Origin of the sequence: Allobosea caraganae (assembly GCF_003351345.1) — a bacterium.
Taxonomy (GTDB): domain Bacteria; phylum Pseudomonadota; class Alphaproteobacteria; order Rhizobiales; family Beijerinckiaceae; genus Allobosea; species Allobosea caraganae.
Window position 1 is genome coordinate 201,942 of the sequence record NZ_QQTO01000020.1, and the last position, 17,971, is coordinate 219,912.

A 17,971-nucleotide genomic window follows, 5' to 3' on the forward strand; every position below is an offset into this window, starting at 1 on the left:
ACGCAGAAGAACGGCGCTGAATCTCACATGTCGATTAAGTAGACCGGCATATCACATTTATTTCGTTGAGCTTTTGGCCGCCGCGGCAGCGACAGGGGATGGCGGCACGCCGCTGAATGGGACGTTCAATCGGGCTACACGACAGTCGTCGGCGCATCCACACCGCCTTCCTCCCATAGTGATTCGCATAAGACATATTATGGAACTTATATGTGCCGGGCTCCCGGGCGACCTGGCGGGCGGCTATGTCGAGCCGGTTCGGATCGAGGTGCTGGCGGACATGGCGCGGACATGGCGGCGATGGGCGTGTCGACCCTTCCCCGGCCTAAAAGACACGCGGCTGAGCCGGGGCGTCCCACTGATATTGCGCGCGATTATTCGAACAGGTCGGCGTGCTCGGCCTCGATGCGCGGCAGGGTGCGGAGGATTTCGGCGAGGTGGTTGCGGATCTCGGCGGCGGCCCGCTCGCCGTCGCGGGCGTCGATCGCCGCCATGATGGCGCGGTGCTGCTCGATCAGCGGCAGCATCGCGCTGCGGTCGGCGATCGTGAGCTGGCACAGCCGGTCCATGTGGGACTTGATGTCGCGCAGCGCCTCCCAGGCCAGCGGGCAGCCGGCGCCGTCGCAGAGCGCGGCGTGGAACATCTCGTCGTAGCGCTGGAAGCTCGCGTGGTCGTCGGCCAGGGCGAAGTGCTCCTGCATCGCCAAAAGCCCGGTGATGCGCTCGCGCACGCCGCCGTCGAACGAGGCGCAGGCGCGCTGCACCACCGCCGTCTCGACCGCCTCGCGCACGAAGCGCGCCTGCATCATCCGGCTCACCGAGATCTTCGCGACGACGGTGCCGCGCTGCGGCAGGACCTGCACCAGCTTCGTCCTGGCAAGGCTGATCAGAGCCTCACGCGCCGGCTGGCGCGAGACGCCGTGGCGCTCGGCGATGTCGGCCTCGGACAGCCGCGTGCCAGGACGCAGCTCCATCGCCACGATCGCGCGCTTCAGCTCCGATTCCAGTTGCAGCGCGGTCGAACCCTTCTCGTTGCCGGTGGCGAGCACACGATCCTCCTTGACAGCCGCATTCACGTCGATCACAGTACCATACAATGCCATGGCATAAAACGCCATGCGAATCCGAAGCCTGAGGAAACACCAAAGACCGCCCTGACGAAAGCGCGCGTTGGCGCCGCCCTGCCCGCTTCTCCTTCGTGGACGGGACGGCATGGCCAGCAATGTTCGCATCAGCCGAACGCGCGATGAGCCACGGCCCAGCCGCCCCCCATCCGACAAGGTTACCCATGACGATCGACATCCGGCAGGTCAGCCATCCCGAAGCCGTGCGCAGCTTCGACACCGCCGCCTTGCGCCGCCACTTCCTGCTGCAGGACATGTTCCGGCCGGGAGAAGTCAGCCTGACCTACAGCCATATCGAGCGCTTCGTCATCGGCGGCGCCGTGCCCATGGCCAAGCCGCTGGTGCTGCCGGCTCCGAAGCCGCTCGGCACCGCCTCCTTCCTGGCGCGGCGCGAGCTCGGCATCTTCAACATCGGCGGTGCCGGCAGCGTGCGCGTCGGCGACAGCGTCTACCAGCTCGACAAGCGCGACGCGCTCTATGCCGGCATGGGCGCCGGCGAGGTCTCGTTCGAAAGCCGGGACCCGGCGAACCCGGCCCGGTTCTATCTGCTCTCGACGCCCGCCCATGCGAGCTACGACACCGTGCTGATCAAGCTCGCGAGTGCCAAGACGATGACGCTCGGCGAGCAGGCGAGCGGCAACCGCCGCAGCATCGCCCAGATGATCCATCCCGACGTCTGCAAGACCTGCCAGCTCGTCATGGGCATGACCACGCTCGACGAGGGCAACCTCTGGAACACAATGCCGACGCATGTCCATGACCGGCGCTCGGAAGTGTATCTCTACTTCGACCTCGACGCTGACGCCCGCGTCATCCACCTGATGGGCGAGCCCGACGAGACACGCCACCTGATCGTCGCCAACGAGGAGGCGATCCTGTCGCCGAACTGGTCGATCCATTCGGGCGTCGGCACCCGCGCCTACACCTTCATCTGGGGCATGGGCGGCGACAACATCGACTATACCGACATGGACAAGGTCCCGATGGACGCGCTGAGATGAGCGGGCCGCTCGACCTGTCCGGCAAGACGGCCCTCGTCACCGGCGCCAATACCGGCCTCGGCCAGGGCATCGCGGTGGCGCTGGCCAAGGCCGGCGCCAATATCGCGGCGGTCGGCCGCTCCGCCATGGACGAGACCGCTACCCTCTGCACGGAGCACGGCACGCGCTTTCTCGCGATCCGTGCCGACCTGTCGAGCACGGCGCCGATCGAGGGCGTAGCGGCCGAGGCCGAGGCTGCCTTCGGCCGGGTCGACATCCTCGTCAACAACGCCGGCATCATCCGCCGCGCCGACGCGGTCGACTTCAGCGAGGCCGACTGGGACGCGGTGATGGACACCAACCTGAAGTCGGCCTTCTTCCTGACTCAGGCCTTCGGCCGGCGCATGCTGGCTGACGGGCGCGGCGGCAAGGTGATCAACATCGCCTCGCTGCTCTCCTTCCAGGGCGGCATTCGCATTCCCGCCTATACCGCGTCGAAGAGCGGCCTTGCCGGGATCACGCGCCTGCTGGCCTGCGAATGGGCCGCGCGCGGGGTCAACGTCAACGCGATCGCGCCGGGCTATTTCGTCACCAACAACACGCAGGCCCTGCGCGAGGATCCCGAGCGCTCGGCCGCCATCCTGAGCCGCATTCCGGCCGGGCGCTGGGGCGATCCCGCTGACATCGGCGGCGGCGCAGTGTTCCTGGCCTCGGCGGCCTCCGACTACGTCAACGGGGTCGTGCTGCCGGTCGATGGCGGCTGGCTCGCACGCTGAGGATATTCCAGAGGACTTGCCATGAGCAGAAAAGCCGAACCCTTCGCCCGCGACGCCGACCTGCCCTGGGAGCCGGCCGGAGCCGGCATCGTGCGCAAGGTCCTGACCTATGATGACGGGGTCATGATGGTCCGCGTCCGCTTCGAGGCGGGCGCCATCGGCACGCCGCACAGCCACCCGCATGTGCAATGCAGCCTTGTCGAGTCCGGCGTGTTCGACGTCACGATTTCAGGCAAGACTGAACGGCTTGGCGCCGGCGACAGCTTCCTCGTCCCGCCCGATGCCGTGCACGGCGCGGTCAATGTCGAGCCGGGCGTGCTCCTCGACGTGTTCACGCCGATGAGGAACGATTTCGTCTAGCAGGACGGCGCGGGGTCATCGCCGCTGCGGCGGCGATCCCAGGCCGAAGACTTACGCAAGCGCGATATCGCAATACGCGCACCGGTATCGGAGGAAGACATGGAAAAGCGTTCTCGAAAGATAGTGAGTGCCCTGTCGGGCGCCCTCGCCCTGTCCCTCCTCTGCGGCACGCCCGGCGGAAGCTTCGCGAAGACGCCGGGCGATCAGGTCGTGATCGGCTTCAGCATGCTGAACATCCTGACGATGGACCCCGGCGCCATGAACGGCGCCGAGATGGAATACATCGCCAACATGTACGACTACCTGATCGAGACCGATCCGGCCGACAAGAGCAAGATCCTGCCCGGCCTGGCGAAGAGCTGGACCGTCAGCCCGGATCGGCAGACCCTGACCTTCGCCCTGCGCGACGGCGTCAAGTTCCAGTCGGGCAACCCGCTCACCGCCGAGGACGTGGTCTGGTCGCTGCGCCGCATCCTGCAGCTCAACCTCGGCCAGGCGACGTTCTGGAAGAGTTTTGGCTTCACCGCCGACAACGTCACCCAGCTGATCAGTGCGCCGGATCCGCTGACCGTCGAGATCAAGCTGCCGGCGCCGACCGACCCGCAGCTGATGCTCTACAACCTGACGATGGGTGGAGCCGTCGCGATCGACCGCAAGCTCGTCGCGCAGCATGAGAAGGACGGCGACCGCGGCGCCGCCTGGCTCAAGACCAACAGCGCCGGCTCCGGCGCCTTCAAGCTGCAGAACTGGCAGCCGAACAACACGCTGGTGCTGGAGCGCAACGACGCCTACTGGCGCGGCGCCCCGAAGATGCGCCGGGTGATCTACCGCCACCTGCCGGAATCGCAATCGCAGCGCCTGGCCATCGAGCGCGGCGACATCGACATCGCCATGACGATGAACGCGACCGATATCGGCGCGCTCAAGGACAACAAGACCGTCCAGATCGAGAGCACGGTGATGGGCACCGTGTACTATCTCGGCGCCAGCATGAAGGACCCGAAATTCGCAGATAAGCGGGTCCGCCTCGCCCTGCGCAACCTCGTTGACTATGACGGAATCAACAACACGCTGATGCCTTACTATGGCATCAAGCATCTGCGCCCGATCCAGAAGAACGCGATGGGCTCCCTGCCCGATCCGGACTACAAGCTCGACGTGCCCAAGGCGAAGCAGCTGCTCGCCGAAGCCGGCTATCCGAACGGCTTCAAGACGACGCTGCGGGTCCTCTCCGACGCGCCGTTCCCGAGCGTCGCCACGGCAATGCAGAGCACGCTGGCCCAGGGCGGCATCGACGCCCAGATCCTGATGGGCAATGGCGAGCAGGTCTATGGCGCCATGCGCAAGCGCGAGTTCGAGCTGATCATCGGGCTGGGCGGCGGCGGCAACGATCCGCACCCGCATTCCAACCTGCGCAGCCAGATCTTCAACCCGGACAACAGCGACGAGGCCAAGATGTCGGCCTTCCAGGGCTGGCGGGCGGCCTTCTACAGCCCCGAGCTGAACAAGGCGATCGAAACCGCGCTGCTCGAGCGCGACCTGGAGAAGCAGAAGAGCCTCTACGAGGACATCCAGCGCCAGGTCGAGGAGGTCGTGCCGGCGCTGCAGCCGTTCTCGCAGGCGGTGTTCACCAACGTCATCGCTCGGGACGTACAGGGCTACCGCTTCCATCCCGGCTACACGACCCGCTTCAGGGACGTCACCAAAACCCGCTGAGACGTGCCTGGCGACACCTACACGCCGCAGCACCTAGTCGGACGCTGATCATGACTGAGGCTACCAAGCCGCTTCGCGCGGGGACCGGGACGATGCGCCCCGGTCCCTCGCCTATCCCGATCGTCTACCTGAAGCTCTGGCAGGCCACAAAATTCGTCGGCGGCATCGCCCTGACGATCCTCTGCCTGATGGCGCTGACCTTCTTCATCGGCCGCGTCATGCCGTCGGACCCGGCGCTGCACATCGTCGGCCAGGATGCGGACCAGGAGACCTACCGCATGGTCTACGAGCGGCTGGGCCTGGACCAGCCGATCATCGTGCAGTTCTGGCGCTATCTCACGCAGCTCGCGCATGGCGATTTCGGCGTCGCGCTGCTGACCGGGCGGCCGGTCATCGACGACATCGCCCGCGTCTTCCCCGCCACGGTCGAGCTCGCCACGCTGAGCATCATCTTCGGCGCCGGCATCGGCATCCCGCTCGGCGTCGTCGCCGCGGTGAACAAGGGCAAGTGGATCGACCACCTCGTCCGGCTGGTCAGCCTGACCGGGCACTCGATCCCGATCTTCTGGCTGGGGATGATGGGGCTGCTCGTCTTCTACGGCATGCTCGGCTGGCTCGGCGGGCCGGGCGAGGTCGACGTGTTCTACAACGACATGGTCGAGCGCCGCACCGGCATGCTGCTGATCGATTCACTCATCGCCGGCGAGATGGACGTCTTCTGGAACGCGGTCAGCCACATCGTGCTGCCGGCCTCTGTCCTCGGCTACTCCTCGATGGCCTATATCAGCCGGATGACGCGCAGCTTCATGCTGGCGCAGCTCAACCAGGAATATGCCGTCACCGCCCGCGTCAAAGGCCTGTCCGAGAGCAAGGTCATCTGGCGCCACGTCTTCCGCAACATCCGCGTCCAGCTCGTCACCATCGTCGCTCTGACCTATGGCAGCCTGCTCGAGGGCGCCGTGCTGGTCGAGAAGGTCTTCGCCTGGCCCGGCTTCGGGCAATACCTGACGAACAACCTCCTGTTCGGCGACATGAACGCCATCATGCTCTGCGTCACATTGGTCGGGATCATCTTCATCGGCCTGAACATCCTGTCCGACGCCCTGTATCGCGTCTTCGATCCGAGGACCCGGACATGACGCACCAGGCCTCCCAAAGACCGGGCGCGCTGGCCCAGCCGCGCAGCGCGAAAAGCTCGGCGATGCTCGCGCGCATCGGCTCGGCGCTGCGGCACTTCCTCGGCAATCCCCTCGCCGCGCTGGGACTGGCGGTCATCCTGCTCCTGGTCTTCGTCGCGGCCTTCGCGCCGTGGATCGCAACGCATGATCCCATCACCCAGAATCTCGGCAACGCGCTGAAGCCGCCCTCGGCCGCGAACTGGTTCGGCACGGACGAGCTCGGCCGCGACATCTACAGCCGCATCGTCTACGGCTCCCGCGTCACGCTCTACATCGTCTCGCTGGTGACCGTCGTGGTCGGCCCGATCGGGCTCGCGGTCGGCGTCGTCTCCGGCTATTTCGGCGGCCTGACCGATGCCATCCTGATGCGCATCACCGACATCTTCCTGTCGGTGCCCGGCCTCGTCCTGACGCTGGCCTTCGTCGCGGCGCTCGGTCCGGGGCTCGGCAACGCGGTCATCGCGATCGCGCTCACCGCCTGGCCCCCGATCGCGCGACTTGCCCGGGCAGAGACCATGATGATCCGCTCGGCCGACTACATCGCGGCGGTACAGCTGCAGGGCGCCTCGTCGCTGCGCATCATCACCCGCCATGTCGTGCCGATGTGCATCCTCTCGGTCATCGTCCGGCTGACGCTGAACATGGCGACGATCATCCTGACCGCGGCCGGCCTCGGCTTCCTCGGACTCGGCGCCCAGCCGCCGACGCCGGAATGGGGCGTGATGACCTCGACCGGACGCGAGTACATGCTCGACCATTGGTGGCTCGTCACCATGCCCGGCCTGGCGATCCTGCTGGTCAGCCTTTCCTTCAACCTGTTCGGCGACGGGCTGCGCGACATCCTGGACCCCCGCAATGAGTGAAGCATTGGATCAGAAGGCAGCGCCGCTGCTCGAAGTGAAGGACCTGTCCGTCCGCTTCGTCTCGCGCTCTGGCAGCACCGACGCGGTGCGCGGCGTCTCCTTCGACGTCGGGCGCGAGCGCGTCGCCATCGTCGGCGAATCCGGCTCGGGCAAGTCGACGGTCGGCCGCTCGATCCTGCGGCTGCATTCCGCCAAGACGCAGGTGACGGCCACAGCCCTGCGCTTCGCCGGCACCGACCTGCTGGGCATCAGCGAAAAGCAGATGCGCGCGATCCGCGGGCGGCGGATATCGATGATCATGCAGGACCCGAAATACGCGCTGAACCCGGTCATGACCGTCGGCGAGCAGCTCGCGGAAGCTTTCGTCGCGCATGGCGAGATCGGCCGGCGCGAGGCGCGTGAGCGCTCGCTCGAGATGCTGGAGGCGGTTCGCATCCGCGATCCCCGCCGCGTCTTCGACCAGTATCCGCACCAGATCTCCGGCGGCATGGGCCAGCGCGTCATGATCGCGATGATGCTCGCGCCCGAGCCCGACCTCCTCATCGCCGACGAGCCGACCTCGGCGCTGGACGTCACCGTCCGGCTTCAGGTCCTTGCGGTGCTCGACGACCTCGTCGCCAAGCGCGGCCTCGCCCTGCTGTTCATCAGCCACGACCTGAACCTCGTCGCCACCTTCTGCGACCGCATCCTGGTGATGTTCGCCGGCCGCATCGTCGAGTCGATCGCCTCATCGGACCTTGCCAACGCGAGCCATCCCTATACGCGCGGGCTGCTCGACGCCGTACCCAAGCTAGAGGCGCCGCGCGCGCGCCTGCCCGTCCTTCAGCGGGATCCGGCCTGGCTCCAGTCGGGGGCGCAACTGCCATGAGTGCGATCAGCGTCAAGGAATTGAGCCTGTATTTCGGGTACGGCGCGGCTGCGACCCAGGTGCTGGACGACGTGAACTTCACGGTCGCGCCGGGCGAGGCCTTCGGCCTGGTCGGCGAGTCCGGCTCAGGCAAGTCGACCATCCTGCGCTGCATCGCCAACCTCTACGGCCATTGGTCCGGCTCGATCGAGCTGGACGGCCGGCCGGTCGGCCGCCGCCCATCCCGCGAACAGGGACGCCGGGTCCAGATGGTCTTCCAGGACCCTTATGGCTCGCTGCATCCGAGGCACACGGTGAACACGGCCCTGTCCGAACCGCTGCGCATCCACGGCATTGCGGATGTGCAGGACAGGGTCGAGCGCATGCTCGTCGATGTCGGCCTCAATCCCGATTTCGGCCCGCGCTATCCGCATCAGCTCTCGGGCGGGCAGCGCCAGCGCGTCGCCATCGCCCGCGCCCTGATCACCGAACCGGGCATCCTGCTGCTGGACGAGCCGACCTCGGCGCTCGACGTCTCCGTCCAGGCCGAGATCCTCAACCTCCTCGCCGACCTCAGGGAGCAGCGGGACCTGACCTACATCCTGGTCAGCCACGACCTCGGGGTCGTCGCGCATCTCTGCTCGCGGCTCGCCGTGATGCAGGCGGGCCGGATCGTCGAGACGATGACCACCACATCGCTGATGTCGGGCACCGCGACCGAGCCCTATACGCGCACCCTGATCCAGGCCAGCAAGGGCTACGACCGAGCCCTCGTCGACGAGCTGGCGCGAGGCGCTGCTGCATGAACCCTACCGATACAGCCCCCGTGACGCCGCGCCTGCCCTATGTCGACGAGAGTGCCCCGGATGTGGCCGCGCTCGCGAGCCAGATCCGCGCCGACCGCGGCGGGCGGCTGCCGAACCTCTACCGCATGCTGTTGCACAGCCCGGCGCTGGCGCAAGGCTGGCTCGCCTTCCTGACGGCGGTGCGGCAGCAATCCAGCCTGCCGCCTGCGATCCGCGAGCTGGCGATCCTGCGCGTCGCGATCCTCAACCGCTCCCAGCCCGAATACGACGCGCATGTCGCCTTCGCGCTCAAGGAGGGGCTGTCGCAGGCCAAGATCGACGCCCTGCCCGGCTGGACCGATGCCTCCGCATTCGACGAGCAGGAGCGTGCCGCGCTGAAGCTCGCGGATGCGATGACGCTCGACGTCCAGGTTTCCGACGAGGCGGTCGCGGATGTCGTGGCGCGCTTCGGCGCCCAGCAAGCGACGGAGCTGATCATCACCATCGCAGCCTACAACATGACGACGCGCTTCCTCGAAGTGCTGCAGATCGATCAGGAGGCGGGCCGCCAGGCGCCACGGGCCGGCTGAACCGCCGCCCTCGCCGAGCCCCTAACCCTCACTTCAGGACCATCAGGATGATACGAACAGCCGTCATCACCGGCGCAGCGGGGACCATCGGAGTGGCGGCGGCTGCGGCGCTGCTGCGGGCCGGGCGCCGCGTGGTGCTGGTCGACCGCGACGAGGCGGCGCTCGGCAAGACCGTGTCCGAGCTCGGCTCAGATGATGTCGAGGCGCTGACGCTCGACATCGCCAGCCATGCGGCAGGAGCGACGATCGAAGCGGCGGTGCTCCGGCGCGGCTGGGAGCCGGTCACGATCCTGATCAACAATGCCGGCATCGCGCCGCGCCCCAATGGCGTCACGGCCTCGGCGATCGATATCAGCCGCGAGACCTGGCAGACGACCTTCGACGTCAACGTCTCCGCGCCGCTGTTCCTGGCGCAGCGCTTCCTGCCCGGCATGCGCGCGGCGGGCTGGGGGCGCATCGTCAACATCTCCTCGGCGGCGGCGCGCTTCAAGCCGATCAATGCCGGGCCGGCCTATGTCGCGAGCAAGGCGGCGCTGCTCGGCCTGACGCGCTCGATCGCATCGGCCTATGGTCCCGACGGCATCACCTGCAACGCCATCGCGCCCGGCCTGATCCCGACCGCGCTCTCCGGCGAGATCCCGGCCGAGCGCAAGGAGCAGATCCTGGCGGGAACGGCCTTGCGCCGGCTCGGCAAGCCCGAGGAGGTCGGCGAGACGATCGCCTTCCTCGCCTCGGACGCCGCCGGCTACATCACCGGCGCCTGCCTCGACGTGAACGGCGGCGCCGGCATGGCCTGAGGCCCTGCCCTGCCAACATCACCGGCTGCGGCGCGGGCGCCGTTGCGACACTGGGTTACCGAAGGACCGAGCCATGAAGATCACCACTGTCACGCTCGAGGAATACCGCTGGCCGCGGGCGAAGCCGATCACCAACGGCAAGCACACCTATAGCCATGTCGACTACGCCATCGTCCGCATCTCCACTGACGAGGGGCTTGAGGGCATCGGGCTCGGCAAGGGCGGCATCGTCGAGCGGGCGATCGTGGAATCGCTGACGCCGCTGCTGATCGGGCAGAACCCGCTCAACGTCGAGCGGCTGTGGAGCGCGATGTGGGTGCCGAAGCTGGTCGGCCGCCGCGGCCAGTCGACCCGCGCGATCTCGGCCATCGACATCGGCCTGTGGGACCTGCGCGGCAAGGCGGCCGGGATGCCGCTGCACACGCTGCTCGGTGGCTACAGGGACCGCGTCCCGACCTATGTCGCCGGCGGCTACTACGAGGAAGGCAAGGGCCTGCGCGAACTCGCCGGCGAGATGGAGCAATACGTCGCGCTCGGCGCCCGGGCCGTGAAGATGAAGGTCGGCGGCGTCGCGATGGCCGAGGATGTCGAGCGCGTGCGGGCCGTGCGCGAGGCGATCGGCCCCGGCACCAAGCTGATGGTCGATGCCAATTGCGCCTACCGCCACTACGAGGCGATCCAGCTTGCCAGGCGGATCGAGCCCTTCGACATCTTCTGGTTCGAAGAGCCGGTGGCGCCCGACGATTATGACGGGCACCGCAAGGTCGCGGTCTCGACGGTGATCCCGATCGCGACCGGCGAGAACGAATATACCCGCTACGGCTTCCGCGACCTGATCCGCGCGGACGCAGCGTCGATCCTCAACGCCGACGCCAAGATCTGCGGCGGCATCACCGAGTTCATGAAGGTCGCGGCGCTGGCCCAGGCGCATGACCTCGACATCTCGCCCCACGGCTCGCAGGATGTCCATGTCCACCTCGTGGCGGCGATCCCGAACGGCCTGATCCTGGAATTCTACGGCCCGAGCTTCGACCCGATGTGGGGGCAGATCTACGAGGAGACCATGGCGCTGAACGAGGACGGCACGGTGACAGTGCCTTCGGCGCCGGGCCTGGGGCTGACTCCGAATTGGAAGCACCTGGCGCCCTTCAGGATAGCCTAGTTCCCGGGAAGGACGCTTGGAGGCCGGCGCATCCCGAGGCTGCTGGCGCGCCTACGACGCGGCGCTGGCTTCCCGGAAGACGCTGTCATCGATCAGCGAGCCCAGCTCTGCGCGCGAGCGGGGCTGGCGGTTCTGCTCCGCCGCGATCCAGGGCTCCTCGTCGACCATCACGTCGAGGAGGTCGGCCGGCATGGCGGCGATCCAGCGGTGATGCCGCCACGAGGCCTTGATGCTCTCGAGCTCCAGCCCGGTGGTGCGGACCGATAGCGGCCAGACATCCTCGGGATGCTGCGTGATGTGCCGGCACGAGGCGATCAGGGCGCGCATGAACGCGACGACCTCGGCGCGCTTGACCGGGTCGGCGAGCTTGTCGGCCGTCGTGTTGAGGTTGAACATCTCGCGGTAGAGCCCTGGCGTCTTCAGCTCGATCGCATCAGTGCCGAGCGCGTCGAAAGCGTCCTGCGCCGCCGGCTCCCAGATCGCGATCGCATCGACCTCGCCTGCGATCATCGCCCGCGCGATCTCTCCGGCTGGTGCCATCGGGACGATGTCGATGTCGTCTTCGGAGAGGCCGGCATGGGCGAGTTCCTTGTAGAGGCAGAACGACGCCGAGGTGCGCGGAAAGGTGCCGACGCGCTTGCCCGCGAGGTCGCGAACCGAGGCGATGCCGGCCGAGCGCCGCGCCACGATCCGGTACAGCCCTTCCGCCACCGTCATGATGATCCGGATATCGGGTCTGGCCACGGACATGCGCAGCGTCTGGGTTTCCGCATTGGTCGCGAGATCGGCGCCGCCGGCGTTGCGCGGCAGCGGCGCCTCCTTGTTGATGACGCCAGGCATGCCCTCCTGCGCCTGGAGCAGGTGCCCGGCATCGATGAGATGGGCGACGCCGCCATACTCGACCTCCCGCGTCCCGCCCGAGACTTGCCGCATCGCATGGAGAACGGGGGCGAGCTCGATGACGGAATGCACGCCGAAAACACGCAGGTTCATGAAAGACCTCGGAAGAGCGGCCGAAGGCGACGCCGCGAGGGTCCGCGGAGTGGGGCCGGCCAGCGGTGGCAGGGAAATACAGACGGACGCGGTGCGGATTATTTCTGCCCCAGCGCGTCCTTGTAGAAGGCCGCCAGGCGGCGATTGATCTCGATATTGCCATCTTCGCCGAGGTTGAGGGCCTCGTTGTCGAACTTGGCCATCTGCGCCTTGTATTCAGGCGCGTTCACGGCCTCGTCGATCGCCTGCTTGAGGCAGGTCTTGATCTCCGGCGACAGCCCATTCGGCGTCATGAAGAAGGTGTGCGATTCGAGCGGCGGCGTCTTCGAGCCCTGCTCGGCCAGCGTCGCCGAATCCGGCGCATAGGGCACGCGCCGGTTGATCAGCGAGACGAGCTGCCGCATCTTTCCCGACCTGATCTGCGCGACGTGCAAAGTGCCCTGCGTCGTCGCGTCGACATGGCCGCCGAGAGCGGCCGTCATGGCTTCCGCGGCCCCCGTGCCGGGAACGGGAACCAGGTTGACGCCGTATTCCTTGGCGAGCTGCTTCACCAGGATCTCGCCGATCACGCCGTTGACCGAGATCGTCGCCCTGCCCTTCTCCCTGGCATAGGCGATCAGGCCGGGCAGGTCGCGGTAAGGTCGATCCGCCAGGGCGACCAGAGCGTACCAGGTCTGCATACCCGACCCGAGATAGTCGAAATCCTGCCACTCGTAGCCGACATTGGCCTGGGCAGGGTTGATCGTGACGGAATCGGTGCCGTTCACGCCGATGGCATAGCCGTCCGGCGCTTGCGCCTTGAGCCACGAGTTGAGCACGCCGCCACCGGCGCCGGGCTTGTTCTCGACCACCACGGTCCATTTCTGCTGCTTCTCGATGCCGTTTGCGACGGCACGGCCGATGACGTCGGTGCCGCCGCCGGCCCCGAACCCGACCACGAACCGGATCGGCTTGTTCGGGAAGCCGGCCGGGCACGTCGCCGCCGCCGCCGGCAAGGCCAGGAATCCGGCGATCACGCCGGTAAGAGCGGCACGCGATGGAACGCTGATGGAGGTGCTCATCGGCTCTGTCTTTCCAGCTAAGACCTGGATCGACGTTACGCTTCGCCGCACCGGCTGTGTCGCCGAGCGGAAGTGTTTTCGCTGTCAGAAATGGTTTCGGAGGGCGCGGCGAGCCCGCCCGATCAATCGGCGACGAAGGCCGCTTCCCGCGTCTTGCGGACATTGGGCACCACTATGAGCGCCGCCAGCACCAGCGACAGCAGCAGGAAGGTCGCGCTGATCGGTTGCGTGACGAAGACGCTCCAGTCGCCCTGGGACAGCAGCATCGCCCGGCGCAGGTTCTCCTCCAGCAGCGGACCGAGGATGAAGCCGAGGATCAACGGCGCCGGCTCGCAATCCAGTTTGATGAAGATATAGCCGAGCACCGCGAAGACCGCCGCGACCTGAATGTCGAAGACGGAATTGTTCAGGCTGTAGGCGCCGATGCAGCAGAACATGGTGATGCCGAGATAGAGCAGGCGATACGGGACCTTGAGCAGGGAGACCCAGACGCCGATCAGCGGCAGGTTGATGACGACGAGCATCAGGTTTCCGATCCACATCGAGGCGATCAGGCCCCAATAGACGTCCGGATTGCGCGTCATCACCTGCGGCCCGGGCGTGATGCCATGCATCATCATCGCGCCCGCCATCAGCGCGATCAGGGCATTCGACGGTATGCCGAGCGTCAGCAGCGGAATGAACGAGGTCTGCGCGCCGGCGTTGTTGGCCGATTCCGCCGAGGCGACGCCCTCGATCGCGCCTCTGCCGAAGCGCTCCGGCGTCCGCGATACGCGCTTCTCCAGCGTATAGGCGGCGAAGGACGAGAGCAGCGCGCCGCCGCCCGGCAGCACGCCGAGAAAGGAGCCGACCGCCGTGCCCCGCAGCACCGGCCGCCAGGAATCCTTCATGTCCTGCAGCGTCGGCCAGAGCCGCTCGATCTTCGCCATGACCGCGCGCTGATGCTCGCGCTCCTCCAGGTTCTTGATGATCTCGGCCAGCCCGAACAGCCCCATCGCGACCCCGACGAAGCCGATGCCGTCAGCCAGGCTCTCCATCTTCATGATGTAGCGGGTCGTGCCGGAATTGACGTCGGTGCCGACGAGGCCGAGCAGCAGGCCGAGCATGACCATGGCGACGGCCTTGAGCGGCGAGCCGCGCGCCAGGATCACCGCGGCGACGAGGCCGAAGGTCATCAGCCCGCAATAGTCGGCGGGCCGGAACTGCTGCGCGAGCGCCGTCAGCGGCGCGCTGAACAGCGCGATCACGAGCGTCGAGACGCAACCCGCGAAGAGCGAGCCCAGCGCCGCGATCGCGAGCGCCGAGCCCGCGCGCCCCTGCCGCGCCATCTGGTAGCCGTCGAGGCAGGTGATGACGGAAGAGGATTCGCCCGGCAGGTTGACCAGGATCGCGGTGGTCGAGCCGCCATATTGCGCGCCATAGTAGATGCCGGCGAGCATCACCAGCGCCGCGGTCGGGTCGAGCTGGAACGTCACCGGCAGCAGCATGGCGACCGTGGCGAGCGGCCCGATGCCCGGCAGCACGCCGATCAGCGTCCCGAGCAGCGCGCCGATGAAGCAGAACAGCAGGTTGGTGCCGCTCAGCGCGACCGAAAAGCCCAGGAGCAGGTTGTGCGCGGTCTCCATCAGACCGGCCACATCGGCATCGGGAGCTCAAGCCCGTAGATGAAGACGAGCACGGCGAACACGGTGAGCAGCAGGCCGGAGATGACGACCTCCTTCCAGCGTGAATCGTAGCAGGCCGCCCCCGCGAAGCCGAACAGCACGAGCAGCGAGATCACCAGGCCGGCGCGTTCGAGCAGAAGCCCGAACAGGACGATCCCGGCGATCATGAAGGCGAAGGGGCGCAGGTGAAGCGCCTCGATCTTGTCGCCATGCGTCGCGGCGAGGCCCCGCGCCGTGATGACGAGGCCAAGCGCCAGGATTCCCCAGGACAGCAGGCGCGGAAAATAGCCGGAGCCCATCTCGCGTGCCGTGCCGGGATCGAAGCTCCAGCCCATCGCGATCCCCGCGAGGCCGAATGCCGCGAAGATCAGCCCCGACAGGAGATCCTTGGAAAAGGCCATGCCGAGCTCCTCTGGATGGGATCAGGCTGCGATCGTCAGCCGCTGCAGCAGCGGGACGATGTCGTCGATGCCCTCGATCTTGAGGAAGCTGTCGATGGTCTCGTCGATGAGACCCGCCGGCAGCAGGTCGCCTGTATTGGCGCGAAACTTGGCGATGTAGTCGTCTGTCGTCATCGGGTTGCGGCGCGTGCCGCGGAAATCGAGGATCTCGTGGGAGAGCTCCCGGCCGTCCTTCATCCGGACCACGATCTTGGCGCGCGACCGCAGGGGGTTCTTCGGCGCCTCGAGGTCTGGCAGGTGGCGCACCTTCGTCGCGAGCAGGTTGATGCGCGGATCCCGGATCGCCTCCTCGGAATAGGCGTTCTTGGTCATCTCGCCCCTGACGAGCGCCTCGGCGATGGTGTGCTGCACGCTGATGCGGCCATGCCATGTCGTGAGCGGCTTCATCTTCAGCTCCGGCGGCTCGCACAGCATCGGAAAGGTGCGCTCCGCCAGATAGGCGTCGATCTCGTCGACCTCTTCCGGCTCGATTCCGTATTGGTTGCGCAGCTCGATCGCTGCCTCGATATGCGGCATCAGCGGATAGGCGACCGGATAGAGCTTCGTGGCGATTTCGAGCGAGAGCCAGTCCTGCTCCAGCCCGCCCTTCGTCAGATCGGTCGTGACGGCCTCGTAATGGCGTTTGCCGTCGGACTGCACATGGGCGCGATACCAGCCGAACTTGCCTTCATAGACGAGCGTCGGTCCGGAGATGTCCTGCTGCGCCAGCGCAACCGCGCGAAACGCGTTGGCCGCGGCGAGGCCGACATGCAGGTTCTTGGTCGAGGTGCCGTCCTCGAACGCCGCCGTCAGCGCGGCCGACATCGAACCGGCATGGCCGAGCCCGCGGATGATTGCCGCGTCGTCGAGGCCGCGCAGCTTGGCCAGCGCACAGACGCCGCCGAACACGCCGAACGCGCCGGTCGGGTGGATGCCGAAGCGAAACCAGTCCTGCGTCGAGACAACCGAGAGCCGGATCATCGACTCGCTGGCGAGCAGCACGGATTCGATGAGCTTCGCCCCCGAGACTGGACGGCGCTGCGCCTCCGGATAGCAGACCGACAGAGCGAGGCCGGTGGCGTGGATCGTCGTCGGCAGATAGGTGTCGTCGAATTCGAGCGCCGAGGCCGCGATCCCGTTGAGGAAGGCGGCGGTGGCGGGCGATGTCGCTGCCGTCGTGCCGAGCTGCGTAGCGCCCGCGCCGGACTCGATCTCGGCCCAGGCCCGTCGCGCAGCCTGCACGATGCCGAGCCGGGACGAGGCGAGCATCACCCCGGTCAGGTCGAGAATGCGCAGCTTCGTGCCCTGCACGACCTCCGGGGGAAGAGCGCTCAGCGACGTCCGGTTCACCCAGCCGGCGATGTGTGAGGAAATCGTCGTCACAGTTGCAACCTCGGCTTTCATTCAGGTTTTGCGAGCGATCCGGCCGCGTCGATCGGGGCAGCGCTGCCGCCACCGTCCTTGCTCTCGCCAGAGCCTAGGGATCGTCTCTTATTGCGGCTCGATGCCGAGCTGCCTGGTGTCGGCCAGATAGAGGTCGCCGCTGGCCTTCAGGCGCGCGTCGAAATTCTTCCAGTCGCCGGCGTAGAGCTGGAGGCCGGCGGCCTCGACCTTCTTGCGGTTGTCGTCGTTCAGCTTGGCCTCTTCCAGAGCCGCGCGCAGCTTGTCGATGATCGGCTGCGGCGTGTCCCTGGGGGCGAACACGCCAAGCGAGATGCTGTCGGGCATGTCGTAGCCGAGCTGCTTGAAGGTCGGGACGCCGGGCAGCGCCGGGCTCGGCACATCGCCGGTCACCGCGAACACCGCAATATCCGGCTGGCTCATCGACGCCATCGCGGTGGAGGGGGCGGCCATATAGGCGTCGACGGTGCCGGCGACGACTGCCGCGACCGCGTCGGCGGCGCTCTTGAACGGGATTTCGCGCCAGCCCATCTTCGCCTGCGTGCCGAAGCGGTTGGCGGCGAGCGCGGGAGCGCTGCCCTTGCCCAGCGACGAGACCGTGATCTTGCCCGGGTTGGCCTGGCTGTAGGCGATGAACTCCTTGAGGGTCTTCGCCCCGCTGCTCCTGGTGTTCACGAAGAGCGTGTTGCCGGTATAGCCATAGGCGCCGATGGTGACGAAGTCATCGAGCTTGTAGCCCGGCTCCTTGAAGGCGTGCAGGTTGAACGCCAGGGTCAGCGTGGTGAACAGCAGGGTATGGCCATCGGGGCGCTCGTTCTTGACCAGGCGCGTCGCGAGCGCGGAATCGGCTCCCGGGCGGTTCTCGACGACGATGCGCTGGTTGAGCAGGTGGCCCATGTGCTCCGCCGTGAAGCGCGCCATCAGATCGGTGGAGGCGCCGGGCGCGTAGCCGACCACCAGCCGGATCGGCTTCGTCGGATAGGCTGTCTGTGCACCGGCGCAGAGCGGAAAGAGGGCGATCAGCGCGGACATCAACAGCGCGCTGCGGCGTTTCAGGATCATGGCGTTTCCCTGTCGTTCCGATCGACGTCTTCCGGCGGCCGATGCCTTGCCGATGCGTCGATTCAGGTCGCGCGGAGCAAGGGCAAAGGCAGCCCGACCACCGGCGATCCGCTGAACTCCATGCCAGGTCCCGGCACGGCACAAGGCGGGTTCGAGACAATTTCGTCTGCCG

18 protein-coding genes are annotated in these 17,971 nt (G+C 67.0%); 11 read left to right on the top strand and 7 right to left on the bottom strand.

Annotated features, from left to right (window positions below):
* Window positions 1-374: 374 nt before the first annotated feature.
* Window positions 375-1,103, bottom strand: coding sequence for a GntR family transcriptional regulator (locus DWF00_RS13955; RefSeq protein ID WP_114832055.1), 729 nt, complete (start codon window positions 1,101-1,103; stop codon window positions 375-377).
* Window positions 1,104-1,288: 185 nt separating this feature from the next.
* On the opposite strand from DWF00_RS13955, the gene kduI reads away from it, so the two are divergent.
* From kduI to DWF00_RS14010, 11 genes are all read left to right on the top strand, one after another.
* Window positions 1,289-2,125 carry a 5-dehydro-4-deoxy-D-glucuronate isomerase gene (gene kduI, locus DWF00_RS13960; protein WP_114832011.1) on the top strand — a complete coding sequence of 279 codons (837 nt, stop codon included), beginning with the start codon at window positions 1,289-1,291 and terminating at the stop codon, window positions 2,123-2,125.
* Entirely contained in the window at window positions 2,122-2,880 is a 759-nt protein-coding gene (kduD, locus tag DWF00_RS13965) for a 2-dehydro-3-deoxy-D-gluconate 5-dehydrogenase KduD (RefSeq protein ID WP_114832010.1), read from the top strand. Before kduI ends, kduD begins: the two co-directional genes overlap by 4 nt.
* 21 nt (window positions 2,881-2,901) lie before the next feature.
* Window positions 2,902-3,240, top strand: coding sequence for a cupin domain-containing protein (locus DWF00_RS13970; protein WP_114832009.1), 339 nt, complete (start codon window positions 2,902-2,904; stop codon window positions 3,238-3,240).
* A 99-nt stretch (window positions 3,241-3,339) separates the two neighbouring features.
* Window positions 3,340-4,956 carry an ABC transporter substrate-binding protein gene (locus tag DWF00_RS13975; protein WP_114832008.1) on the top strand — a complete coding sequence of 539 codons (1,617 nt, stop codon included), beginning with the start codon at window positions 3,340-3,342 and terminating at the stop codon, window positions 4,954-4,956.
* Between the two features lie 92 nt (window positions 4,957-5,048).
* Window positions 5,049-6,095 carry an ABC transporter permease gene (locus DWF00_RS13980; RefSeq protein WP_114832007.1) on the top strand — a complete coding sequence of 349 codons (1,047 nt, stop codon included), beginning with the start codon at window positions 5,049-5,051 and terminating at the stop codon, window positions 6,093-6,095.
* On the top strand, window positions 6,092-6,997 hold the full coding sequence (locus DWF00_RS13985; protein ID WP_114832006.1) for an ABC transporter permease: 906 nt from the start codon (window positions 6,092-6,094) through the stop codon (window positions 6,995-6,997). Before DWF00_RS13980 ends, DWF00_RS13985 begins: the two co-directional genes overlap by 4 nt.
* Window positions 6,990-7,865, top strand: a complete 876-nt coding sequence (locus tag DWF00_RS13990; RefSeq protein WP_114832005.1) for an ABC transporter ATP-binding protein — start codon at window positions 6,990-6,992, stop codon at window positions 7,863-7,865. Before DWF00_RS13985 ends, DWF00_RS13990 begins: the two co-directional genes overlap by 8 nt.
* Complete coding sequence (locus tag DWF00_RS13995; RefSeq protein ID WP_114832004.1) at window positions 7,862-8,650, top strand: ABC transporter ATP-binding protein; 789 nt, start codon at window positions 7,862-7,864, stop codon at window positions 8,648-8,650. The genes DWF00_RS13990 and DWF00_RS13995 overlap by 4 nt, the downstream gene beginning before the upstream one ends.
* A complete protein-coding gene (locus tag DWF00_RS14000) occupies window positions 8,647-9,219 on the top strand; it encodes a carboxymuconolactone decarboxylase family protein (protein ID WP_114832003.1) in 573 nt (190 codons plus the stop codon). The genes DWF00_RS13995 and DWF00_RS14000 overlap by 4 nt, the downstream gene beginning before the upstream one ends.
* A 47-nt stretch (window positions 9,220-9,266) precedes the next feature.
* Window positions 9,267-10,016, top strand: coding sequence for an SDR family NAD(P)-dependent oxidoreductase (locus DWF00_RS14005; RefSeq protein ID WP_114832002.1), 750 nt, complete (start codon window positions 9,267-9,269; stop codon window positions 10,014-10,016).
* A gap of 73 nt (window positions 10,017-10,089) precedes the next feature.
* Window positions 10,090-11,178 carry a mandelate racemase/muconate lactonizing enzyme family protein gene (locus DWF00_RS14010; protein ID WP_114832001.1) on the top strand — a complete coding sequence of 363 codons (1,089 nt, stop codon included), beginning with the start codon at window positions 10,090-10,092 and terminating at the stop codon, window positions 11,176-11,178.
* A 51-nt stretch (window positions 11,179-11,229) separates the two neighbouring features.
* Here the strand turns inward: DWF00_RS14010 and DWF00_RS14015 are convergent, their stop codons facing one another.
* The 6 genes from DWF00_RS14015 to DWF00_RS14040 form a co-directional block, all read right to left on the bottom strand.
* Window positions 11,230-12,171, bottom strand: coding sequence for an ABC transporter substrate-binding protein (locus tag DWF00_RS14015; RefSeq protein ID WP_114832000.1), 942 nt, complete (start codon window positions 12,169-12,171; stop codon window positions 11,230-11,232).
* Between the two features lie 98 nt (window positions 12,172-12,269).
* Complete coding sequence (locus DWF00_RS14020; protein WP_114831999.1) at window positions 12,270-13,232, bottom strand: tripartite tricarboxylate transporter substrate binding protein; 963 nt, start codon at window positions 13,230-13,232, stop codon at window positions 12,270-12,272.
* Between the two features lie 122 nt (window positions 13,233-13,354).
* Window positions 13,355-14,857, bottom strand: a complete 1,503-nt coding sequence (locus tag DWF00_RS14025) for a tripartite tricarboxylate transporter permease (RefSeq protein ID WP_114831998.1) — start codon at window positions 14,855-14,857, stop codon at window positions 13,355-13,357.
* Window positions 14,857-15,297 (bottom strand): tripartite tricarboxylate transporter TctB family protein, encoded by a 441-nt coding sequence (locus DWF00_RS14030; RefSeq protein WP_114831997.1) that lies wholly within the window; start codon window positions 15,295-15,297, stop codon window positions 14,857-14,859. Before DWF00_RS14030 ends, DWF00_RS14025 begins: the two co-directional genes overlap by 1 nt.
* 21 nt (window positions 15,298-15,318) lie before the next feature.
* Window positions 15,319-16,719 (bottom strand): MmgE/PrpD family protein, encoded by a 1,401-nt coding sequence (locus DWF00_RS14035; RefSeq protein WP_181832845.1) that lies wholly within the window; start codon window positions 16,717-16,719, stop codon window positions 15,319-15,321.
* Between the two features lie 108 nt (window positions 16,720-16,827).
* Window positions 16,828-17,799: a Bug family tripartite tricarboxylate transporter substrate binding protein gene (locus DWF00_RS14040; protein WP_114831995.1), complete on the bottom strand. Its 972-nt coding sequence runs from the start codon at window positions 17,797-17,799 to the stop codon at window positions 16,828-16,830.
* Window positions 17,800-17,971 lie beyond the last annotated feature (172 nt).